Origin of the sequence: Ruegeria arenilitoris (genome assembly GCF_013030985.1) — a bacterium.
Lineage (GTDB): Bacteria > Pseudomonadota > Alphaproteobacteria > Rhodobacterales > Rhodobacteraceae > Ruegeria > Ruegeria arenilitoris_B.
In genome coordinates this window covers 226,814-247,298 of sequence record NZ_WPYP01000005.1, presented here as the reverse complement: position 1 = coordinate 247,298, position 20,485 = coordinate 226,814, and the positions used below count along the sequence as shown (strand labels likewise).

Genomic DNA, 20,485 nt, shown 5'->3' with positions numbered 1-20,485 from the left:
TCGTCTCAGTACATCACACATCCGTTTAACTGGGCCCTTACAGTTTGGCTTGGGACGGCCCAGAGCCGACATTCGTCGATCAACCACGCGCCGCACCGCAGCATTCACCAGACCGGCCATTCGCTGCGAACGCGATATCGAGAGCCGTTCGAACTCGCACTGTGCGGACAAAGCGATCCTTCGCTCAAAATGCGCCAATGTTTTCTTTGGCTTCACTGTCATTCCAAAACAGCGTGAACCAGGAGTGCTTTCCGCAAGAAACGGGTCGCGGTGTTGGGGTCGCGCCAGCTAATTTGTTTGACGAAACGATATTGGTGGAACCTCAAGATATGACAAAGCAACCCATGCCAACGATGGACTTGAAAGCCGGTATAATGCTGCTTCTACTTGCTGCGGTTTGGGGCGGATCGTTCTTCTTTGGCGAAGTTGCTCTGTCCGAAGTGCCGCCACTGACAATTACATTGCACAGGGTGATCTGGGCAGTTCCAATTCTGGCCCTCATCGTCAAATTCAAAGGGTTGAGTGTTCCAAATACCCCGCGGATATGGGGCGCTTACCTCGTCATGGGGGCGCTAAACAACGCCATCCCATTCTCGTTGATCTTTTGGGGGCAAACGCAAATCGACAGCGGGCTGGCCTCAATCCTTAACGCCACGACGGCAATGTTTGCAGCCGTCGTGGCTGGCTTGCTTCTTAAGGACGAACCGTTGACGCCCAAAAAGATAGCTGGTGCTTCACTAGGTATTTTGGGCGTGGCCTTCATAATGGGGCCAAGCGCATTGAATGAGTTCAATCCGAGTAATCTGGCACAGTTAGCCATCCTTGGAGCGACACTCTCTTATGCTTTTGCCGGTGTCTGGGGCAGAACTGCGCTTTCGGGCCAACCACCACTTGTGAACGCACTTGGCATGCTGGCCGGAAGCACAGTGCTTATGATCCCAATCGTTCTCGTGATGGATGGCCCTCCAAACTTTGCTCTGTCCGCTGGCGTATGGGCCGCCCTGCTAGGTATGGCCGCGCTATCGACAGCACTGGCCTACGTTCTTTACTTTGCAATTCTTGCGCGAGCTGGTGCCGCCAACCTTCTGTTGGTGACACTGCTGATCCCGCCATTTGCTATCGGCCTTGGTGTTACATTCCTTGGTGAAAGGATGGAGCCGAGCGCTTGGATTGGGTTTGCCATCATTGCTCTGGGCTTTGCCGTGACCGACGGTCGACTCTTTTCCTACATATCTAAGCGCAAGCCCCAACAAGCTGAATGAGGTGTATTTGGGGGACCCTCTGACCACGCACGTTACAGAGTGACGATCCCCGTCGTCACAAACTGGCCCGGCCAAGCGTCGGGTCTTTTTTGGGCGTATGAGCAGATTTAGATGGGAGGGAAATCTGGGAGTAGCTGAAGCTGCCGTTCAATCGCCCTGCAGCATAACGCAGTTTGGGCTCAGAGTTGCCATTCTCTGCAACTAGTTCGATTGGCTGGTCGCAGCCCAATCCGGACAGTCATCGCCGAGTTTTGCAAACTCCGACATGCGCAACATTGCTACAGTTCCAGAAGCCAACACGAAGGTCAGCCAAGAACACACACATCTCACAAGTTCGCTGACTCAGCTACTCGCATCTTGATATCTTTTGCTCTGCTTCCAAGCTTCGAGGTTCTGTTGAACGAATTGATCGATGGAAGTTGGCAACGAGCCTGTCAATTTGAGCACATTGTTGGTGACACGATCCTCAGATCCGCCAGCGATTGCGCCGTCCATAGCAGCCAATGTCTTCGCGTAGTCTTCTGGCAATCCGAGGCTCTGATGACGCTCCGCCAGTTCTTCTACGGTTAGATGATGGTGGACGATCTGCCGCCCTAATTGACTGCTTAGCGCCTCAGCAACCACATCATAAGAAATCGCTTCCGGGCCAGTGAGTATATAGTCAGTGTTTTCGACTGATGGAGTGACCAGCAGCACCGTTGCACAGGCTGCTATATCGCCAGCATCGATAAAGCCAACTCGGCCGTCATCTGTCGCTGTGTAGATGGCTGACTCATCGCGAATGGGATCTCGGTGATGAAGCTCTGAGAAGTTCTGCATGAACCAGGTTGGACGCAGAACGGCCCATTCTGGAGCGTTCGCGCGCAGCCAGGCGTGGACTGCGCCCATCATGGGTCCGCCTTCTTCCAAAGAAGAGGCACTGAGTAGCACGAGACGTTGGACGCCCGCGGCAAGTGCCGCCTCAAGACCGGGCTGCATTGCTCCCAGCGAATCCACAGTGTCTGTGGGTGCCACGAGGTAGACAGCCCTGACACCTTCGAAAGCATCCGTGAACGTGGACGGATCGCTCCAATCGAACCGAAATTCATCTTTGTTTCGAGGCCTGCGTGTTCCCACGCGGGGAGCCAGCCCTTTTGCAATTAGCTTTTTTACGACGCGGCTACCAGTCTTGCCGGTGCCGCCGGTGACGAGAATATTCTTAGGCATCGATAAAGCTCCCGAGTTCGGATTTTAGTGTTTCAACGCCGCCGACGGCATTCAGCAGCACCTGTGGGTTCCAGTAATCCCGGTAGTGAACGATGCGGCCGTTTTTCACTTTGATCACAGAAATATAGTTTTGATCGTAGCGTCCGGCTTTGCCTTCACCTTTGCAGGAGAACTCCAACACAAATGTTTCACCGTCTTTGGCAACATGGGTGACTGCCGGGCTCATGGATTCAAAGCTGATGAGGCCTCCGGCTTTTGGCAGATAGGCTGCCATAGTGTCTCGACCGCGGAGTTCTCGTACTGAGCCTTCTGGAGAAAACGGGAACTCGAACACGATGCCTTCGTCACACATGTCCAAGAAGTTCTCGCCTGCTTCTGCGATGATTGCATCTCCGAGGGCACCGCGCAGCATCGCGCCAAAGCTGGGAATGTTGTTTGTGTCAGACATGATCTCATTACCTCTTGTTGTTCCCTTAACGGGAGGGTTGTTCTGTGAGTGGTGGTTTGGTTTATGTTGCTTTTCCAAACTGCATGATCAGAACACCCGAGATCGACAACACAGCACCAGCGATGCGATAGAAGTCTGCTGGTCTAGGTGCGTTCCCAAGAAGCCCGTTCTGGTCCAGGATGAGTGCCATCATCATTTGTCCGGCGACGACTGCGGCAATAAAAGCCGCGGCCCCAAAGCGTGGGATCAGAACCATGGTCGCCATCACGTAAATGACACCGATCACACCTCCTACCCACGCCCAGGGAGGAGCCGCATATAGAGAAGAAAAGCTTGGCAATGTCGGACGGAGCCAAGCGACCCCGGCCATCAGGCAAACGAATGAAATTCCAAATGACAACAGGGTTGCCCAGAGCGGGTGACCAACCGCGCGGCTGAGCTCTGCGTTCATTCCGGCATGGATGGGTATCAAGGCCCCGCAAAGCAGAGGTGCAAACCACAGGAGTGCAATTTTCGGGTCCATCTTCGCGCCCTTTCCGCAAGTGCCAAAAATGTGTTGCAGTATCCAGGAGTTTGCCTCAAACTTCGTCGGAACGATACTGTTTCGTCCTATATAGGGGAGAATCACGATGGAACGCAAGAGTTCCGACGAAATAAATTCTGATCGGCCGCGTCGGAAGCCAGCCGGGGCCGCCGTTTTGCAAGACACGGTGACGGAAGCAATCCAGCGCGCCTTGTTCGAGGAATGGGCGGAAACGGGTTACTCGGCTCTTCGAATGGAGCGCATTGCGGCACGTGCAGGCGTCGGAAAGGCGGCGCTCTATCGACGGAGCAAATCCAAGTTTGAACTGGTGACCGAAGCGGTGAAATCAGCGGCTACGAATATCACTCCAATTCCGGACACAGGATCCTTTGAGAAGGACGTTGCCAGGCTTATGCGCAGGATGGCTGCAACTCTGCGTCATCCGCTTGTTAGGCGGATTCTACCCGACCTGCATGCTGAGCACGCCCGTTCTGATGAATTGGCAGAATTACTTGAGAGTGTGACGCGAGATCGCCGAGCCCAAGCTATGGTCATGTTGGACAGAGCTATTGAGCGTGGTGAGCTGACAAAAGACACAGATCGGCAAATGATCCTGGATATGTTTATCGCACCGCTTTACTGGCACGTCATTGTTCAGCATCGACCTGTCAGATCAGCAGACATTCAACGATTTACCAATCTGGTGCTAAGTGTATAAAAATAAACAATAACCGTAAAGCAAATTGAAGAACTGAGACGAAGGTCGTTTCGGTTTTTCGGCACCGCCTATCAGCTTAGGGAACCCAATTTTGGTGGGTGATCGCATAGTTTAATGCTTCGAGATCTTCAGTCAGTTGGCTGAATGAGATTGGTCCTCCCAGGCATACCCTGACCGCTTCATCGGGCGTTCCTGTCACCGTAAAGGCATTGCTCGGCATAATCCCGATTTGGCGATTGGCCATGTGACTCATCACGTCTGCTCGGCTGGATCCTTCGGGCAGTGTCAGCCAGATATTGAATGCCTCCCGACCGCCCTCAAAGTCTTGGCTCCGCATAATCTTGGCCGCCAAGTTCTGTCTGCGGCTCGCCTCCTCGCGGACGAACTTCTGTACCGCCGCGGCTGTACCATCCTCGATCCATCGCGCCATCAAAGCTGTTGTGATCGGTGACACCATGACATTCGATGCCTGCAAGGCCCGAGTGAAGTGCGTTCTCGACAGACCTGATGGAACCACCGTGAGTGCCAGCCTCAAACCAGCGCCAAGGCATTTCGAAAGACCCGCGATGTACCACCCCAGTTCTGGAATCTGCTGTGAGACAGCTGGCGGCGCATCCGAAGACACAAAGCGACATGCGTCGTCTTCAATCAAAGGCACGCCATGCTTTCGCAATACGGATGCGATCTGTTCACGCCTCTCGATTGGAATTGTAAGCGTCAGGGGGTTTTGCAACGTTGGGTTCAGATACAGAGCAGTGGGCGCATATTCTCGAATGGCCGCATCCAGTTCATCAGGGAGAATACCGCTGCCGTCTGATCTCACGCCAACAAGCCGGATGCCAAGTTGAGCGCCTATGGCACGAATACCGGGATAGGTCACACGCTCACAGATCACGGTGTCTCCGGGTTTGGTGAGCAGCGTCAGGATCGACAATAGGCTGGCATGCGCGCCAGGAGTGATTGCCAAATGGTCAGCGGTAACGTCGATACCATTGATGTTCATCCAGCGCGCCGCGGTTTCCCGGTCCTGCCGGCTGCCGATTATGGACTGATAACGAAGCAGAGGAACAAGGTTTGCAGCAACATGCGTGAGGCCTTGCTCCATGCGGGCCACAAGAGCCGGATCGTCTGGTTCCGGGGGCATGTTCATGTTCGGATCTTCTTCAAGCGCGCGTCGCGGGTCTGCTTTTTCTGATGTTTCTTCTGGCTTTCGGATAAACGATCCTCGCCCAACAAAAGTATCGATGTACCCTCGCTTTGCGGCTTCAGAGTATCCGCGGGACACCGTCGTGAAGTCTAAGCCAACCAGCTTGGCGACGCTGCGTTGAGGCGGAAGCCTGTCACCTGCATCAAGCACACCTGTTTCTACATCATGTCTGATCGCTTCGGCGATCTGGACATAGAGTGGCTTTCCGTCGCCGCGCAGATTCGGTGTCCATGACTTCAAGGCTTCGCTCCATTCAATATAGGAGATTGTGCCTGTCACCTTTACCTTTTTCCGAGCATTTATCAACAAGTTGTCGCACTCGCCAACACATTGATTGGCTATTGATTGCATTTTGTCTGAAGATGAACTATCTGAGGCGCAACAGAAGGAGATCAAAGATGTCCGAACTTGCAATTGACGGCCACGACGACAGTGAAGAGCGCCCCATCAAACCCGCGATCATGAATGGGATGCGCCTCAAGTGCCCCAAATGCGGGGAAGGCAAACTGCTGCATAGCTACATCAAAGTGAACGATGAGTGCTCGAATTGCGGTTTGGATCTGAGCTATCAGCGGGCTGATGATGGTCCGGCTTATCTTACGATCCTGATCGTTGGCCACCTTATGGGATTTGCGTTGCACATCGCCTGGGTGACATGGCGGCCGGAGCCCTGGGTACTGGCACTTAGCATGTCGGTCATTGCAGTCGTTGGCGCGTTGGCACTGCTGCCGGTCATGAAGGGCCTGATTGTCGGATACCAATGGGCCAAAAGAATGCACGGGTTCTAGCCAGCCTACTTTTGCAGACTGGCCATGCGCCTGTGGCTTGCTTCTGCTGCCAAGCTTCGAGGTCATGTCGAACGAATTTGGCAATCGAAGCTGGAATGTTCCCGGTCAGGCTCTGAACGTTATCGGTTAGGCGAGCCGACCCTCCCAATGAATTCTCAGCCCTTTCAAAGGAAGGATTCCTTGATGGATTTCGATTTTCTTTCACTTGAAGCGACAGGAAAGACAATTGCGGATCTCACATCAGCCGCGTCACTTATTCCTGCGAGAACCGCTGTCAATGTGGCCTGGCTGAACGATGAGGATGATTATGACAGGCTGCGAACGGTGCGCCGGATCGACGATGCCGGACTATTGCCAGTGCCGATATTTGCAGCTCGACGCCTTCAATCAAAAAAACACTTGTTTGACCTGACCGAAAAACTCCGGTTTGCCGGCGCACAAGGACAAGTCATGGTCGTTGGCGGTGATCCATCCTTGGCGTCGGGTCCATTCAACAGCGCGATAGATCTCCTTCGAACGGAGTGGATTGAAAAATACGCGATCAAGAGGGTTACCTTGCCAGGTTTTCCTGAGGGGAACGCCGCCATAGGTTATCGTTCGGACGTGGCCTTACTAGAGGAAAAAGTTAAACTTCTAGAGTCCCACGGGTGCAACGTGAGCATAACCACTCAACTTGCCTTTGATCCAACCAGAATTCTCAACTGGATAAGCCAGCTTCGAAACGTTGGTGTTAGCCAGACCATCCAAATTGGATTACCTGGGCCGACTAAAAAGGATCGCCTGCTCAGGTTTGCACGCTCATTTGGGGTTTCGGGTGGCGGACTTAACAACGTGAGTGACACCGTGGACGGGATCGTTGATTTCTCCCGTCTGGTCTGCTTGATCGAACAAGGGCTACAACGACGCAATTTAGCTGATGTTGCGGTTCACCTTTATCCTTTTGGTGGCACGAAGACTGCCGTTGAGTGGCTTACTGCGGTTAAGGCGCGACAAACACGGGATACTTCGAGCAAAATGTTGGCGTGAGGCCTTACCAGATGCAAAAAAGGCCGGCCCATTGAGGTCGGCCATTCTGGTTTTTCGGGAGGGTTTCTTCATATTGTTGAGGGTATCACGCCGCCAGAGCGACCGAGTCCTTTCCGGCAGGGATCCGAAGTGGGCACGTGCTGTCGGTGACGGCTCTCCAGATTGCCTGGACGACATCCTCGGAGAAGGTGAATTCTTTCCCTTCCGTGTTCATGAAAGCCGCCATGGTCTGCTCGGCGAAAGGCTTGTAGTCCCCAGGGGTGTCATTGGCTTCTGACATCAGTGCCATTGCGTTCTTGCCAAAATTCGTCGTTGGGGCCTGACCCGGCAACACGATATGGGCGCGAATGCCCAGAGGAGCCAGTTCAAGGGCAAGGCATTCGGTGAAAGCGTTCACCGCGGCTTTGCTGGCCGTGTAGACCGAAGCCAGCGGTAGCGGTTTGAGTGTGACGCTGGAAGAAACATTCACGATCACCCCTGATCCCTCTGCGCGCATTTGCGGCAGCACGGCACGGACCATTTCCATGGTGCCGAACGTGTTGGTCTCAAAAATCCGACGCAGGTTATCTTCTGATGTGCCCTCAAAAGGGGAAAGCCAGCCCACGCCTGCATTGTTCACCAAAGCGTCGATAGGGCCAGCAACTTCCACTGCCTTTGTGATATTCTCGCTGTCCGAGATATCCAATGGCAGGATCGTCAAACGATCCGAGGCCGGGCATAGTGCTTCATCTGGCTTGCGCATTGTTGCGATTACCGACCATCCCTTTTCGAGAAAGAAGCGCGCTGTCTCCAGTCCAAATCCCGAAGAACATCCTGTGATCAATACAGTCTTCATGACGTTATCTCCTGTTCGTTGATGCATTGAAAATAATCAACGCAGTCGGTATTATATATAATCGATCATCCATTATTTGTTATTGATAGTCCAATATGGCAGATCCATTCTCTGAAATCATCGCGCTCCTTCAACCCAAAGCATCCTATTCAAAACTGGTACATGCATCGGGGCCATTTCGGGTGCATCGTGAAGATGTAAATGAGGCCTTCTACTGTTCTCTACTTTCGGGACGTGCATGCCTAGAGATCGAAGGGAAAGAACCACTCGTTTTGAATGCGGGTGACTTTGTGCTGATCCCTGCGGTCAAGTCATTCACCTTTTCCAGTGTGGCCCCTCCACCGCCCGATGGGTTGGTCAACTATCCCATAGAGGGTGAAGACGGAGTATTCAGGCTTGGGTCAACTGATGCGGATCCGGAGGTTCAACAGCTGGTAGGCCATTGCACCTTTGCCAGCCCGGATGCCGATCTCTTGGTCTCACTGCTACCAGACCTGATTTTTGTTCGTAGTGAGGGTCGGTTGGCTGCCCTCACGGGGCTTGTTCGCGACGAGGCTCGTGCAAACAGGCCAGCACGGGACGTAATCGTCGAGAACCTATTACAGGTGTTGTTAATTGAAGCCTTCCGATCCGGCGCGGATACAACTCCAGCCGCGGGCCTTTTGCGTGGATTGGCAGACATGCGGGTTGGACCCAGTTTGCGAGCCATGCACGCGGCCCCGGCTCACAGCTGGACTGTTCAAGCTCTTGCAACCGAAGCCGGATTATCTCGTTCTGCATTCTTCACACGGTTTGAAGGGGTCATGGGAATGCCCCCAATGAGCTATTTGCAGAACTGGCGGATGACATTGGCAAAGCATATGCTCCGAGCGGGCGACCTCAGCATTGCCGAAATCTCTGCCCAGATCGGGTATGGGTCGTCCAGTGCCTTCAGTACGGCATTTTCGCGCTATGTTGGATGCCCGCCCGCGCGTTACTCAAAGGCAAATCTGCTGGAAGCTTCGGGCTGAGCTTGTCAGATGACGCCTCCATTGGCGCGAAGTGTTTGCCCGCTAATCCAACGGCCATCAGGTCCGGCCAGAAGCGAAACAGCGGCAGCGATGTCTTCGGGTGTTCCGAGCCGCCCAAACGGGTTCATCTTTTTGATGTTCTCGATCACCGCCTCGGGCTTGCCAGTCATGAATAGGTCGGTCCCGACCGGCCCAGGCGCTACAGCATTCACCGTGATGCCACGTGGGCCCAATTCTTTGGCCAACACATGAGTCAATGCTTCCACTGCGGCTTTTGTCGCCGCGTAGATTCCATATGTTGGCTGATAGAGACCCACCACGCTGGAGGACAGGCTTACAATCGCGCCGCCTGCGTTAATACGTTTGGCTGCCTCCCGCATGCCGCGAAACACACCCCCAATGTTGACGGCGCAGTGCGCCTCGAAATCGGCATCAGTTGTAGAAGCAACCGCGCTCAGGCGCATAATTCCCGCGTTGTTAACCAGAACATCGGCAGAACCGAATTCTTGTTCAGCCGCATCGAACAATCGCGGCATGCAGGATGCTTCGGAGATGTCACCCTGGACCGCGACTGCTTGGCCGCCAGCTTTCTTGATAGCGTCTACAACCTCGTTCGCTCCGGCTTCATCACTCGCATAATTGGCAATGATTGCATGACCATCCTGAGCGAGGCGGAGTGCAATGGCTGCACCAATCCCCTTGCTTGCGCCGGTTACAATTGCAGTTCGTTGTCCGTGTACCATGCCAATCTCCTTTCTGCTTGCCGCGAAGATAGGCACGGAGACAGGCCAGATAATCAGTCTTGAGCTGGAATGACAATTCGGTAAAAGCGAACAATGATCGATAGACTTGAAACCATGCGCCTGTTTGTTCGCGTCCTGGAGCGCGGGAGCTTCACAAAGGCAGCTTCTGACCTGAACATTCCGCGGTCTACCGCAAGTGAAGCCATCCAAAGGCTGGAGCGTGACCTTGGTTGTCGGCTGCTGGATCGCACAACTCGCCACGTGGCCCCAACGCCAGACGGGCAGGCCTATCACCATAGATGCGCGTCAATTCTGGCTGATCTGGAAGAAGCTGAAGGAGCACTGCGTGGGCACGAACCATCAGGATTGCTGCGCGTCGATGCTCCCGGCACTCTGACGCGGGTCTTCCTGCTGCCGCACCTGGCTGATTTTTTTGCGACGTACCCCAAGATCACCATTCAACTCGGTCAGACAGAGCGCCTGGTGGACCTGGTGCGAGAAGGCGTTGATTGCGCCATCCGAGCAGGCATTCCTGATGACAGTGGAATGATCACACGGCACCTGATCGATCTCCCTGAAATCACCTGTGCGAGTCCAGAGTATCTGGCCAAGTATGGCACTCCAACGTCGGTAAACGATCTGAAAGGTCATCAGATGGTTGGTTTTCTGTCCTCGCGAACAGGCACAGTAATGCCGCTGGAGTTCAAGATCGGAGACAAGGTTAAGGATGTAACGTTACCGGCCTTGGTCACCGCAAACGACGCTGACACTGTGCATCATTTGACCCGAAACGGGTTCGGGATGACTCAAGCGCCGAAATATCGTTTTCTGGAAGACTTGGAAGATGGTCGTCTTGTGGAAGTCTTACCGGATGCACCGCCATCCCCAACCCCGCTGGCTGCGTTTTACCCACAAAATCGACAACTCTCACCGCGCGTCCGGGTTTTCCTCGATTGGATCGTTCGCATATTCGACAAGACCGCGCTTTGACCAAATGTCTAGCGCCGTCCGCTCGACTTTGCAAAGTCGGCTTTCTGCGCATTGCTGCCATTCGAGCTTCGCGCAGCAACATTTGGTCAGGGCTCTCTCCTGCCATCAGATGCAATGCAGCATCTATGGTACATTGGGCCGGTCAACGTCGGGTTGTCGTTCTGGCAGGGCATGGCGGATCGGAGTATCAGCCATGGAAACGCCAAACTTACCCGCCATTCGTGCCCTTCGCCCAGCCTGGAACAAGGGACGCATCGTCGGTCGGAAACGTCCGTTGAAACCCAAACATGTTTGGGCAATCTGGGTTCGACTTGAATTGGCCGAGAACCATCGCGACCTCGCGCTGTTCAATATGGCGAACGACAGCAAGCTCCGCGGCTGTGACCTAGTGAAGATGAACGTCGTCAACGTCATGGCGTCAGGTCAGATCAAAGAACGCGCCTCCATCCTGCAAAGCAAAACTCAGAAACCTTTACGCTTCGAGATTTTCGAAGGCACGCGTGTTTCTGTCGAAAAGTGGATGGAGGATGAACTGATGGTCGGCTCAGAATACCTTTGGCCGGGACGGTTTCATGAGCGCCTGCATATCTCCACCCGTCAATATGCGCGGATCGTTCGTGATTGGGTGACTTCAATTGGGTCGGAGGCAAGCGCTTACGGCACACAGCCAATGCGCCGAACCAAAGTCACGCAGGTTTACAAGGAGACGGGCAATCTGCGCGCCGTGCAACTCTTACTCGGTCATACTAAGATGGACAGCGCGGTTCGGTATCTCGGTGTTAGGCTTGAGGACGCTTTAGCCATAGCTGAAGCTATTGAAATCTAATGCGTACGGGCCGCATTCGACTGCGGCCCAGAGCTGCCGCCCAATAGGGATGCCGGATGCTGCGGTGCGGCCCGTCAGACCTGCCATTCGCTGCGAGTGCAAAAACTGAGGGCGTTCGAACTCACACAACGCGGACGAAGCTGACTTTGGAATCCCAAGATCAGAAGTCTGCTTTTGCGAACGGCTGAGGTGCGAATGGTATTGCACCGTTTTCAAGTAGTGTTTCCCTGAGTTCCTCTGCGAACCTGTGCGCAAAGGCTTCACGTTCTGACGTTGGCCTCGAAAAGTAGAGACTGTCCGCGACATCCTGATCGGGATCAAGCGCCGTTCGGTTATCTAGAACCTTCTGATGAAAGTCAGCCAGGTGCCCAAGCTCGTGCAGGAAAGTACGGTAGAGTTTTGTGTTCCGCACTGCTTCTTCGGTTAGCTCTGCTACGTAGTACCGCTTTGTCTCCAAAAATGGGTGCCCATCTCGAATAAGGAGATCATATTCCGCGCGGTCTTCTAGCGTCATTCGCTTGGACCACTTTAGCGGTGCGCCTAGCTCTTGCGCCTCCAGTACTATTGCAGTGCCGCAATAGCCTCCAAACTCTGCGAAATACAAGAAACGACCCCAAACGGGGTTCTGCTGGCGTTGCTTTCGCGTGGGTTGCCGAAAGGCGATTATGCTCGGTAGCGCAGGTACGAGCTTCGACAACGAAGCAAGCAATTTAATGACATCTGAGGGAGAACAACCAAACGAGAAACCATTGTGCGGCGCTTCATAAAGCAGGGTCAACTGACGACCCGCAATGGCTACTTGCTCAACTTCGGGCCTCTCAAGCCGTTCATAGTAAAGCGAGCAGTTCCCATATTTGTCCAACCAGCTTTCAGGAATGCGCATATCGTTTGATTTAGAGAAGCCGGAACTCTTGGTACCGATCTTTCTGTTTCGACGCTCTGGCCGCCATACACCGTGCAAAAGGACCTCCGATTTTCCTGAAGCGGACGTTAGTGGAGGCCGCAGCACTTTGCAATTTGGGCTCGTTGCTGACGCCGGAGCCATCGCGGCATCGGGTGATCTGACACGCTGCGCGCGGATCAGGACGGCCCAAACCGAACACTCAGCACTGCTAACGGATGCTGCAGTTACAGCCTGCTTTGCGGTCATTCGCTGCAGAGGTAGTATGAAGAGCGTGACGAACTGACAGCCTGTGGAAAAACCCGTCCTTCACTTCCCTTCAATCAACGCCCGCTTTCAGCGTATTGCCACTGTTGCGAAGAGCAGCAAGGGCAGTAAGCCGGAATTTCGATGCGGGTGCGTTGCCAATTGGCATACGCTTCACTCGTTGAGGACTGATTTCAGTTATACTGCTTGCGAGCAGTTATTATGTGAATAACTGCTCAAGCAAATTCCGCGCAGTCCAAGTTGATCTGATGGACCGTCGTAAAGCGATCATTGCACTAAGCGTAAGGGGTGGAATTTGAAGTCTCCCAAGGCCGGATAGTCCATTCTTGATAAATTCCCGAAGGGGTGTATCGTTTTGATATCCAACAAGTTGCGCGGAACCTAAATCACGGAGTTTCAAGGGACGCACCGCTGCGGTGCAAGGGAGGAACTATGCAAAAATCAATTCTCGGCGCTTTGGCCGTATCCACAGTGCTGTCACCAGTCGCGGCCATTGCGCAAACCGAGGTGCAATTCTGGCACGCATTCACCGGCCGTCTGGGTGAACTGGTCGCGGCACAAGTTGAAGAGTTCAATGCAAGTCAAAGTGACTATGTCGTCGTGCAAAGCCACAAGGGCAATTATTCTGAAACACTCAACTCTGGGATCGCGGCGTTTCGCGCAGGAGAGCAGCCGCACATCCTAATGGTGTTTGAAGTCGGAACCGCGACTATGATGTCCGCAAAGGGTGCGACAAGGCCAGTTTTTGAAGTGATGGCCGAAAGCGGTGCTGCATTTGATCCGAACGCCTATATTGGCGCTGTCAAAGGGTATTACACAACCACCGAGGGCGAAATGCTGTCGCTGCCGTTTAATTCCTCCACACCTGTCTTGTGGGTGAACCGGGACGCATTTGAAGCCGCTGGGGTCGACCCGGATACCGATCTGTCGACATGGCAGAAAGTGGGTGAAACGCTCGATGCCCTCAAGGCTGGCGGATCCCAATGCCCCTTAGTGACAGCGTGGCAAAGCTGGATTCACCTTGAGAACTTCTCGGCCTATCATGACGTGCCATTTGCAAGTCAGGACAACGGCTTTGCCGGGCTTGATACAGAGTTGATGCTAAACGGCGCGGCGCAGGTCGCACATCTGACCGCCATGGGCGAATGGGCAAAGGACGGTAAATTCATCTATACGGGGCGTCGAAATGAAGGTGGCGCAAATTTCCGCTCTGGCGAATGTGCTTTGTTCACCGAAAGCTCGGCTGGCTATGCAGGGATCAAGGCAGAAGCCGAGTTTGATTTCGACGTCCGGCCACTGCCCTATTGGGAGGGCGTCGGAAACGGCCCGCAGAATACCATCATCGGTGGTGCATCGCTTTGGGTAATGGAAGGTCATGAAGATGCCGAATACGCAGGTGTTGGCGAATTCCTGAGTTTCCTGTCTTCCAGTGACGTGCAGGCCAAATGGCATCAGGACACCGGGTATCTGCCCATTACCGCAGAAGCAGGTGAAGCAACTCGTGCTGCCGGTTTTTATGAAGACAACCCCGGTACCGACATAGCTGTTATACAGATGACCGCGAATGAGCCGACTGCGAACTCCAAGGGTCTGCGTCTGGGTTCTTTCGACCAGATTCGTGGGATTATCGACGAGGAACTGGAGGCGATTTGGGCGGGAGACAAAACTGCTCAGGAAGCGATGGACAGCGCAAAAGAGCGCGGCGATGCGCTTTTGCGCCGGTTCGAATCCGCCAACAACTAAGGCAATGAAAAAGGTGGGCCAGACGGCCTGCCTTTTTTGCCCAGAGGTCTGATGGAAAAACGGGTCAAGTTCCGCGGTTGGTTGTTGCCGCTTCTGCTGATTGCGCCGCAAGTCGTGATCTCGGCGATTTTCTTTTTCTATCCCGCCGGACAGGCGATATGGCAATCGCTGTTCATCCCTGACCCCTTTGGCCTGTCGATGCAATATGTGGGCCTTGGAAATTTTGAATTCCTTCTCTCCGACAAATTCTACCGCGCGTCGTTTGCGACCACTGCGGTTTTCTCGATCCTTGTCACGCTGTGCTCAATGATCCCCGCACTGTTTCTTGCCGTAGTCGCGGATCGTTTGATCAAGGGGTCTGGCGTTTACCGCACCTTATTGATCTGGCCCTATGCCGTGGCCCCTGCCGTTGCAGGCGTGCTCTGGCTGTTCATGTTCAACACCCGCGTCGGCGTGGTGTCGTGGTATCTGGGGCAACTGGGGTATGACTGGAACCACGTTTTGAACGGGACAGAGGCTATGGGACTTGTTGTCGTTGCATCCGCCTGGGGGCGGATCAGCTATAACTTCCTGTTTTTCTTCGCTGCCCTGCAGGCGGTTCCAAAATCGGTTATTGAGGCAGCAGCCATTGATGGCGCGCATTTCTGGCGGCGGTTCTGGACAATTGTGTTACCGCTCTTGTCACCCACGACCTTTTTCCTGCTTGTAGTCAATGTCGTCTATTCGTTCTTCGAAACTTTCGGTGTGATCCACACAATCACCGGAGGGGGCCCGCAGCAGGCAACAACAATCCTCGTCTACAAAGTTTACTCGGACGGATTCGTCAGCCAGGATCTTGGATCATCATCCGCGCAATCGGTCATCTTGTTGATTGTGGTTGGGCTGCTGACCATCCTGCAATTCAAGTTCATTGAGAAACGGGTGCATTACTGATGGCACGCGAAACTCACGGCATGGTCGAAAAGCGAGGCACGGGGCTGTGGCTGACCCATGTGTTCATGATTCTTGGCGTGCTGGTGATCTTCTTCCCGATCTGGCTGGCCTTCGTGGCCTCAACTGTGACCCAGTCGGACATCATTCGCCCGCCCATGCCGGTATGGCCGGGTGATCAGCTTTGGATCAACTATAAGAATGCGCTGTTCTCGGGCATCAATGTGCCGGTCGGAACAATGCTGTTCAACAGCCTTGTCATGGCGATCGGGATCGCAGTGGGCAAAATCATCATTTCCCTTCTGTCGGCATTTGCCATTGTCTATTTCAAGTTTCCCGGTCGGAGCATCTTTTTCTGGCTGATCTTCCTGACACTGATGCTTCCGGTCGAGGTGCGTATCGTACCCACCTACGAGGTGGTGGCCGGCTTTGGCATGCTAAACTCATACTCCGGCTTGATCTTTCCCTTGATCGCCTCTGCCACGGCGACGTTTTTGTTCCGGCAGTTCTTTCTGACAATCCCGGATGAACTGGCAGAGGCGGCCCGCGTTGACGGCGCCCGCCCTATGCAGTTCTTTTGGGATATCGTTGTCCCGATGAGCCGCACAAACATCGCCGCTCTTTTTGTGATCCTCTTTATCTACGGCTGGAACCAATACCTCTGGCCGCTATTGATCACGACGGAGCCGGAAATGAACACAATCGTGATGGGTATCAAACAGATGTTCCCAAGTGGGGATGACTTTGCCCACTGGCCAACGATCATGGCGACCTCAATTCTGGCGATGATCCCACCAGTGATCGTTGTGGTGGGCATGCAAAGGCTGTTTATTCGCGGCCTTGTCGATAGTGAGAAGTAACAGATGGCAACGGTTTCCCTGCAAGATATCAAGAAGAGCTTTGGCGACACCGAGGTGATCCACGACGTCTCTACAGACATCGCCGACGGCGAATTTATCGTCATTGTCGGGCCGTCGGGCTGCGGTAAATCCACCTTGTTGCGCATGGTCGCAGGATTGGAAACGGTGACGTCCGGCGACGTCTTAATCGGGGGCGAGCGAGCCAACGACAAGGAGCCGATGGACCGCAACATTGCAATGGTGTTTCAGAATTACGCGCTCTACCCACATATGTCGGTGCGCCAGAACATGGGCTACGGCCTAAAGATCGCCAAGCTGCCAAAGGGTGAGATTGACGCCAAGGTGCTTGAGGCGGCTAGATTGCTGCAACTTGAACCATTGTTGGATCGGAAGCCCCGAGAACTCTCAGGCGGTCAACGTCAGCGCGTCGCAATGGGGCGCGCCATTGTTCGTGAACCGGCGGTGTTTCTTTTTGATGAACCTCTGTCGAACCTTGATGCCAAGCTGCGCGTTCAGATGCGTCTAGAGATCAAGGAACTTCAGTCAAAATTGGGTATTACGGCTCTCTACGTTACCCATGATCAGGTTGAGGCGATGACTATGGCAGACCGAATGATCGTGATGAACGGCGGTGTTGCAGAGCAGATCGGCACCCCGCTCGAAGTCTACGAGACTCCACGTACCCTTTTTGCCGCACAATTTATCGGCAGCCCGGCGATGAATGTATTAGATGCGGAAGTTAAGGAAGGTTGGGTCACCTTAGGCGATCGACGCATTGTCGAGATCGGTGGATCTGACGGCCCTGTAAAATTTGGTATCCGCCCAGAGCATTTGATCGCGGAGGAAACTGGACCTATCCATGTAAATGCCAAAATGGCCGAGCCGCTTGGCGCGAATACGCTGCTGCATTGTGAACTTATCGATACAAACGAAAGTTTCACGGCCAGTTTGCCCGGTGTTCATATCTTGAGCGGCGAGAACTCCATGATGCGGTTTTCGATCCAGCCGACAAAGTCACATCTATTCGACATTGATACGGGCTTGCGTCGTATGGGCTAGCTGGTTTGTGGATCTATGCGATATTCCAAATCGTCCAAGGTGCTGAATCGGCACCGCGCACCAAAGATTGTTTCGAGGCTTAAGTGGCATATTTTCAGTTGTCATGAAGGGCGGCTTTGACCGGTCTTAACCTGCCCTAACAACAGCTATTGCCCGCTAGAAGTCGTTCCTTCAAGGCGCAGCATCCGGCGGATGGGCTCAGACCTGGCCTCGCAGGCACCGCTGCATCTGCCTGACTAAGACCCGACCGGCACTGCAAGGCCGGCCCAAAGAAGACATTCATCGCTGTCGCCAGCGCTGCGCTGCGGCCCCTTCAAACCGGCCATTCGCCGCAGCTGCAAAATAAAGAGCACGCGTACACACGGATTACGCAACAAAAAATGCCGTTGACGGCAATCACCTCAAGGTCTGCAACCACTGAGAACTTTTACCCAGAGGTCTGTCTCAAACCTACCTGATGATAAGTCGCAATCACTTCAATGATGGTCCGTATGGCCAGTGGCTTATGCTTTGTTGGGGGAGTCATCGCATAGATGCCGCCTGAGCGGAGCGACCAATCAGACAGCAAGCGGACCAGTCGGCCCGCGGCGACATCGTCATAGACAAGAAAGTCCGGCAATACCGAGAAACACGCGCCAGCGGCGATGGCTCTGCTTATCGCTGGCGATGCATTGAGTTTGAAAGACGAAGTGACGGTAATGTCCTGAACCTCGCTACCTTTCGAAAACTGCCACGTGGCCGCATTGTTGAGGGAGGCGTTGGTGACGAAAGATAGCCCAGTCAGGTGATTTGGCTCGGTGGCACTTTGAGCCAATCCGGGTGACGCAACCACCCATTCCTCGAACGACCCGACTTTGCGCATTTGATTTGATGAGTCGCTCGGCCATCCGACACGGAAGCCCAAGTCAAAGTGGTGTTCAACGGGGTCCAGTCGATCATCGCTGAGGTGAAGATCAATCGTGACGCCTGCGTTACCCTGAACAAACTGCGCCAAAAGCGGGGCGAGATGAAGCGTGCCGTAATCCACTGGCGCTGTTATTCGAAAATGCCCCTCGGGGATCGCTTTACCAGACTGGACCTCTGCATAGGCTTCTTCGGCTTGGTTTAGCGCTGCCTTGGCTTGTTCATAAAACCGTAGTCCCGCACCTGTCGGGTGCATGTGGCGCGTGTTGCGATGCAATAGTGCTGTGCCTAGTTCTTCTTCCAGGGCCAGAATTTGCTTGCTGACAACGGCTTTACTTATGCTCAATGCTTTTGCTGCGCCGGTGATCGTACCCGCATCCACCACGGCGACAAAGTAGCCGATCCTGTTGAAGTTCACGTTTTTCAATTGTCACCTTTTAACTGACAGTCATTCCACAAACTGTCTCTTTAGGTGACGTTATGTGGTCACTAGGTTCTCTGCAACAATTGAAGGTTTTAACGCAAAGCGAGCTGACGGTGCTGCTCCATACCGAAACAACCGAAATCATCAATCTGTCGGATTCCCACAAAACGCCGACAGGCGTCGCTCATCTGGCTGCTTAGGAGGAACCTATGAAAAACCTAATTGCAATATCAGCAACGTTACTTGTTATGGGCGTTCCTGTCTTTGCTGGCGAGGAAGAGAACAAGGCGATTGCCCTGCGGGCTCTGACTGAGATGTTTGATGCTCAGAGCGGTAAATTAATCGATGAGCTCTATCACCCGCGCTACATTCAGCATTCTCCATCCATCGCCGATGGGCGTGAAGGTATCCGGGCAAGCGTGATCTGGATGAAGGAAAACGGCATGAAACCGCGGCGCGAAATTGCGCGTGTTCTGGCGCAGGGTGATCTCGTCGGCGTTCAGGCGCGCGTGAGTATTGGCGATGAGACCGCCATCGTTGGAGACATCTTCCGTTTTGAGAACGGCCAGATCATCGAACACTGGGACACGACCCAAACAGAAGTTCCCCAATCCGAAACTGCCAACGGCAATTCCATGATCGACGGTGGCGGAGATGTGGACAAATACGTCTCAAACATGGATCTTGCGCGCAACACGATGAACGCGATCGAGTTCTTTGACCGGGGGATCGCCGGGGACATCGAAACTCTGAAGCGACTCTTCGGCGCAGATTACATCCAGCATAACCCGAGGGTCCCGAACGGAACTGAACCCATCTTTGGCTTTTTCAAGGATAGTGACGGCACACTTGGCAATGTTACAGTGCATCAGACAATCTCTGACGGTGATCTGACCATGGCGCTGGTGGAATATGCCGATTGGGGCAATGCGGTGATCGAGATTGTGCGCCACGATGACGAAGGCAAGATCGTGGAGCATTGGGATATTGTGCAAGAAATTCCAGACGCCGAGGACTTCGCCCACGGGAACGGTATGTTCTGAAGAGACAGGTGGCGGCATGCTGACTGCCACAGTCCGAGAGGAGCCAGATATGAAAGCCAGTAAATCCACGCGTCGCAGCCTTTTGACCGGACTGGCCGCTCTTGCCGGAGGGATTTTCTTTTGGCGTCGGGCTGATGCAGCAGGATTGACACCCCGCGCCGCCGAAGGGCCATTCTATCCAACGCCTTCCATGCGGATGCCGGATGTAGACAACGATCTGGTCAAGGTCATGGGGCTCGTGGAAGAAGCCGGCGGAGAAGTGATCACGCTGAAAGGTCGCATCACAGACAGAAATGGCCTACCTCGGTCAGGACATAGGATCGAAATCTGGCAATGCGATCTCAATGGAAAATACCTCCATCCAGGAGACAGCCGGAATGTGGTCTATGACAAGGGCTTTCAGGGTTTCGGTCATGACATTACTGACGAGGACGGCCGTTACAGCTTCCGCACGATCAAGCCCGGTAAATATCCGGGCCGTACACCCCATATCCACGTAAAAGTCCTTGATGGCGATACCGAACTGCTCACAACGCAATTCTATCTGGCCGGTGAGCCCGAAAACAAACGCGATAGCCTCTACCGCCGCCTTTCAGACGAACAAGCTGAAAGCGTTTCGATGTTTTTTGTTAACACGGACTCAGGAACCGAGACTGAAGTCAACGTACAGGTTTGAAACTTCCGAGTTGCATATAGCTGACATTCCGCTCCACGCGGCATTCGGCACATGAGCTCGAAATCGACTTAGTGCTATGCGGTGGCACCAGTGCAAG

At 53.9% G+C, this 20,485-nt stretch carries 21 protein-coding genes; 13 read left to right on the top strand and 8 right to left on the bottom strand.

All coding sequences use genetic code 11. The features are described 5' to 3' along the window. Nucleotides 1–197 precede the first annotated feature (197 nt). Nucleotides 198–1,262 (top strand): DMT family transporter, encoded by a 1,065-nt coding sequence (locus GOX88_RS12565; RefSeq protein WP_254443331.1) that lies wholly within the window; start codon nt 198–200, stop codon nt 1,260–1,262. A 342-nt stretch (nt 1,263–1,604) separates the two neighbouring features. Here GOX88_RS12565 and GOX88_RS12560 read toward each other — a convergent pair whose 3' ends face one another. From GOX88_RS12560 to GOX88_RS12550, 3 genes are all read right to left on the bottom strand, one after another. Next, nucleotides 1,605–2,468, bottom strand: a complete 864-nt coding sequence (locus tag GOX88_RS12560) for an ergot alkaloid biosynthesis protein (RefSeq protein WP_170402077.1) — start codon at nt 2,466–2,468, stop codon at nt 1,605–1,607. Beyond that, nucleotides 2,461–2,916, bottom strand: a complete 456-nt coding sequence (locus tag GOX88_RS12555) for a nuclear transport factor 2 family protein (RefSeq protein WP_170402074.1) — start codon at nt 2,914–2,916, stop codon at nt 2,461–2,463. Before GOX88_RS12555 ends, GOX88_RS12560 begins: the two co-directional genes overlap by 8 nt. A 61-nt stretch (nt 2,917–2,977) precedes the next feature. Then, nucleotides 2,978–3,439 carry a DMT family transporter gene (locus GOX88_RS12550; RefSeq protein ID WP_170402071.1) on the bottom strand — a complete coding sequence of 154 codons (462 nt, stop codon included), beginning with the start codon at nt 3,437–3,439 and terminating at the stop codon, nt 2,978–2,980. A 106-nt stretch (nt 3,440–3,545) separates the two neighbouring features. Here GOX88_RS12550 and GOX88_RS12545 point away from each other — a divergent pair, with 106 nt between their 5' ends. After that, nucleotides 3,546–4,157 carry a TetR/AcrR family transcriptional regulator gene (locus GOX88_RS12545; protein WP_170402068.1) on the top strand — a complete coding sequence of 204 codons (612 nt, stop codon included), beginning with the start codon at nt 3,546–3,548 and terminating at the stop codon, nt 4,155–4,157. Nucleotides 4,158–4,233: 76 nt separating this feature from the next. On the opposite strand, the gene GOX88_RS12540 is transcribed toward GOX88_RS12545, so the two are convergent. Then, nucleotides 4,234–5,643 (bottom strand): PLP-dependent aminotransferase family protein, encoded by a 1,410-nt coding sequence (locus GOX88_RS12540; RefSeq protein WP_367648073.1) that lies wholly within the window; start codon nt 5,641–5,643, stop codon nt 4,234–4,236. 119 nt (nt 5,644–5,762) lie between these two features. Here GOX88_RS12540 and GOX88_RS12535 point away from each other — a divergent pair, with 119 nt between their 5' ends. Together GOX88_RS12535 and GOX88_RS12530 are read left to right on the top strand one after the other, a co-directional pair. After that, nucleotides 5,763–6,152, top strand: a complete 390-nt coding sequence (locus GOX88_RS12535) for a DUF983 domain-containing protein (RefSeq protein WP_170402065.1) — start codon at nt 5,763–5,765, stop codon at nt 6,150–6,152. A 183-nt stretch (nt 6,153–6,335) separates the two neighbouring features. Beyond that, the gene (locus GOX88_RS12530) at nt 6,336–7,178 is read left to right on the top strand and encodes a hypothetical protein (protein WP_170402062.1); all 843 of its coding nucleotides are present in this window, start codon (nt 6,336–6,338) and stop codon (nt 7,176–7,178) included. An 85-nt stretch (nt 7,179–7,263) separates the two neighbouring features. On the opposite strand, the gene GOX88_RS12525 is transcribed toward GOX88_RS12530, so the two are convergent. Then, nucleotides 7,264–8,013, bottom strand: a complete 750-nt coding sequence (locus GOX88_RS12525; protein WP_170402059.1) for an SDR family oxidoreductase — start codon at nt 8,011–8,013, stop codon at nt 7,264–7,266. A gap of 95 nt (nt 8,014–8,108) precedes the next feature. Between GOX88_RS12525 and GOX88_RS12520 the strand changes: the two genes are divergently transcribed. Then, nucleotides 8,109–9,023, top strand: coding sequence for an AraC family transcriptional regulator (locus tag GOX88_RS12520; RefSeq protein ID WP_170402056.1), 915 nt, complete (start codon nt 8,109–8,111; stop codon nt 9,021–9,023). Nucleotides 9,024–9,028: 5 nt separating this feature from the next. Here GOX88_RS12520 and GOX88_RS12515 read toward each other — a convergent pair whose 3' ends face one another. Next, nucleotides 9,029–9,766: an SDR family oxidoreductase gene (locus GOX88_RS12515; protein ID WP_170402053.1), complete on the bottom strand. Its 738-nt coding sequence runs from the start codon at nt 9,764–9,766 to the stop codon at nt 9,029–9,031. 93 nt (nt 9,767–9,859) lie between these two features. Between GOX88_RS12515 and GOX88_RS12510 the strand changes: the two genes are divergently transcribed. Both GOX88_RS12510 and GOX88_RS12505 read left to right on the top strand, forming a co-directional pair. Continuing rightward, nucleotides 9,860–10,756, top strand: coding sequence for a LysR family transcriptional regulator (locus GOX88_RS12510; protein WP_174826119.1), 897 nt, complete (start codon nt 9,860–9,862; stop codon nt 10,754–10,756). 193 nt (nt 10,757–10,949) lie between these two features. After that, nucleotides 10,950–11,582 carry a tyrosine-type recombinase/integrase gene (locus tag GOX88_RS12505; protein ID WP_170402050.1) on the top strand — a complete coding sequence of 211 codons (633 nt, stop codon included), beginning with the start codon at nt 10,950–10,952 and terminating at the stop codon, nt 11,580–11,582. Nucleotides 11,583–11,742: 160 nt separating this feature from the next. On the opposite strand, the gene GOX88_RS12500 is transcribed toward GOX88_RS12505, so the two are convergent. Then, entirely contained in the window at nt 11,743–12,543 is an 801-nt protein-coding gene (locus GOX88_RS12500) for a hypothetical protein (RefSeq protein WP_217354223.1), read from the bottom strand. Between the two features lie 639 nt (nt 12,544–13,182). Between GOX88_RS12500 and ugpB the strand changes: the two genes are divergently transcribed. Genes ugpB through GOX88_RS12480 form a run of 4 tightly spaced genes read left to right on the top strand, consistent with a single transcriptional unit; the run spans nt 13,183 to nt 17,342 of the window. Continuing rightward, nucleotides 13,183–14,493 carry a sn-glycerol-3-phosphate ABC transporter substrate-binding protein UgpB gene (gene ugpB / locus GOX88_RS12495; RefSeq protein ID WP_170402044.1) on the top strand — a complete coding sequence of 437 codons (1,311 nt, stop codon included), beginning with the start codon at nt 13,183–13,185 and terminating at the stop codon, nt 14,491–14,493. A 51-nt stretch (nt 14,494–14,544) separates the two neighbouring features. After that, nucleotides 14,545–15,426 carry a sn-glycerol-3-phosphate ABC transporter permease UgpA gene (gene ugpA, locus GOX88_RS12490; protein WP_170402041.1) on the top strand — a complete coding sequence of 294 codons (882 nt, stop codon included), beginning with the start codon at nt 14,545–14,547 and terminating at the stop codon, nt 15,424–15,426. A gap of 20 nt (nt 15,427–15,446) precedes the next feature. Further along, nucleotides 15,447–16,283, top strand: coding sequence for a sn-glycerol-3-phosphate ABC transporter permease UgpE (ugpE, locus tag GOX88_RS12485; RefSeq protein WP_170402243.1), 837 nt, complete (start codon nt 15,447–15,449; stop codon nt 16,281–16,283). Nucleotides 16,284–16,286: 3 nt separating this feature from the next. Continuing rightward, nucleotides 16,287–17,342, top strand: coding sequence for an ABC transporter ATP-binding protein (locus GOX88_RS12480; RefSeq protein ID WP_170402038.1), 1,056 nt, complete (start codon nt 16,287–16,289; stop codon nt 17,340–17,342). A 427-nt stretch (nt 17,343–17,769) separates the two neighbouring features. Here GOX88_RS12480 and GOX88_RS12475 read toward each other — a convergent pair whose 3' ends face one another. After that, nucleotides 17,770–18,663: a LysR family transcriptional regulator gene (locus GOX88_RS12475; protein WP_367647789.1), complete on the bottom strand. Its 894-nt coding sequence runs from the start codon at nt 18,661–18,663 to the stop codon at nt 17,770–17,772. 215 nt (nt 18,664–18,878) lie between these two features. Between GOX88_RS12475 and GOX88_RS12470 the strand changes: the two genes are divergently transcribed. Continuing rightward, on the top strand, nt 18,879–19,712 hold the full coding sequence (locus GOX88_RS12470; RefSeq protein WP_170402034.1) for a nuclear transport factor 2 family protein: 834 nt from the start codon (nt 18,879–18,881) through the stop codon (nt 19,710–19,712). A 49-nt stretch (nt 19,713–19,761) separates the two neighbouring features. Further along, nucleotides 19,762–20,388 carry a protocatechuate 3,4-dioxygenase gene (locus GOX88_RS12465; protein WP_170402032.1) on the top strand — a complete coding sequence of 209 codons (627 nt, stop codon included), beginning with the start codon at nt 19,762–19,764 and terminating at the stop codon, nt 20,386–20,388. Nucleotides 20,389–20,485 lie beyond the last annotated feature (97 nt).

Bases quoted from the DNA above. Each gene is read 5' to 3' on its own strand.
- GOX88_RS12560 (WP_170402077.1), bottom strand. From the start codon at position 2,468: ATGCCTAAGAATATTCTCGTCACCGGCGGCACCGGCAAGACTGGTAGC.
- GOX88_RS12505 (WP_170402050.1), top strand. From the start codon at position 10,950: ATGGAAACGCCAAACTTACCCGCCATTCGTGCCCTTCGCCCAGCCTGG.
- GOX88_RS12510 (WP_174826119.1), top strand. From the start codon at position 9,860: ATGATCGATAGACTTGAAACCATGCGCCTGTTTGTTCGCGTCCTGGAG.
- GOX88_RS12480 (WP_170402038.1), top strand. From the start codon at position 16,287: ATGGCAACGGTTTCCCTGCAAGATATCAAGAAGAGCTTTGGCGACACC.
- GOX88_RS12465 (WP_170402032.1), top strand. From the start codon at position 19,762: ATGAAAGCCAGTAAATCCACGCGTCGCAGCCTTTTGACCGGACTGGCC.
- GOX88_RS12565 (WP_254443331.1), top strand. From the start codon at position 198: ATGTTTTCTTTGGCTTCACTGTCATTCCAAAACAGCGTGAACCAGGAG.
- GOX88_RS12470 (WP_170402034.1), top strand. From the start codon at position 18,879: ATGAAAAACCTAATTGCAATATCAGCAACGTTACTTGTTATGGGCGTT.
- GOX88_RS12530 (WP_170402062.1), top strand. From the start codon at position 6,336: ATGGATTTCGATTTTCTTTCACTTGAAGCGACAGGAAAGACAATTGCG.
- GOX88_RS12545 (WP_170402068.1), top strand. From the start codon at position 3,546: ATGGAACGCAAGAGTTCCGACGAAATAAATTCTGATCGGCCGCGTCGG.
- GOX88_RS12520 (WP_170402056.1), top strand. From the start codon at position 8,109: ATGGCAGATCCATTCTCTGAAATCATCGCGCTCCTTCAACCCAAAGCA.
- GOX88_RS12525 (WP_170402059.1), bottom strand. From the start codon at position 8,013: ATGAAGACTGTATTGATCACAGGATGTTCTTCGGGATTTGGACTGGAG.
- ugpA (WP_170402041.1), top strand. From the start codon at position 14,545: ATGGAAAAACGGGTCAAGTTCCGCGGTTGGTTGTTGCCGCTTCTGCTG.
- ugpE (WP_170402243.1), top strand. From the start codon at position 15,447: ATGGTCGAAAAGCGAGGCACGGGGCTGTGGCTGACCCATGTGTTCATG.
- ugpB (WP_170402044.1), top strand. From the start codon at position 13,183: ATGCAAAAATCAATTCTCGGCGCTTTGGCCGTATCCACAGTGCTGTCA.
- GOX88_RS12535 (WP_170402065.1), top strand. From the start codon at position 5,763: ATGTCCGAACTTGCAATTGACGGCCACGACGACAGTGAAGAGCGCCCC.
- GOX88_RS12550 (WP_170402071.1), bottom strand. From the start codon at position 3,439: ATGGACCCGAAAATTGCACTCCTGTGGTTTGCACCTCTGCTTTGCGGG.
- GOX88_RS12555 (WP_170402074.1), bottom strand. From the start codon at position 2,916: ATGTCTGACACAAACAACATTCCCAGCTTTGGCGCGATGCTGCGCGGT.
- GOX88_RS12515 (WP_170402053.1), bottom strand. From the start codon at position 9,766: ATGGTACACGGACAACGAACTGCAATTGTAACCGGCGCAAGCAAGGGG.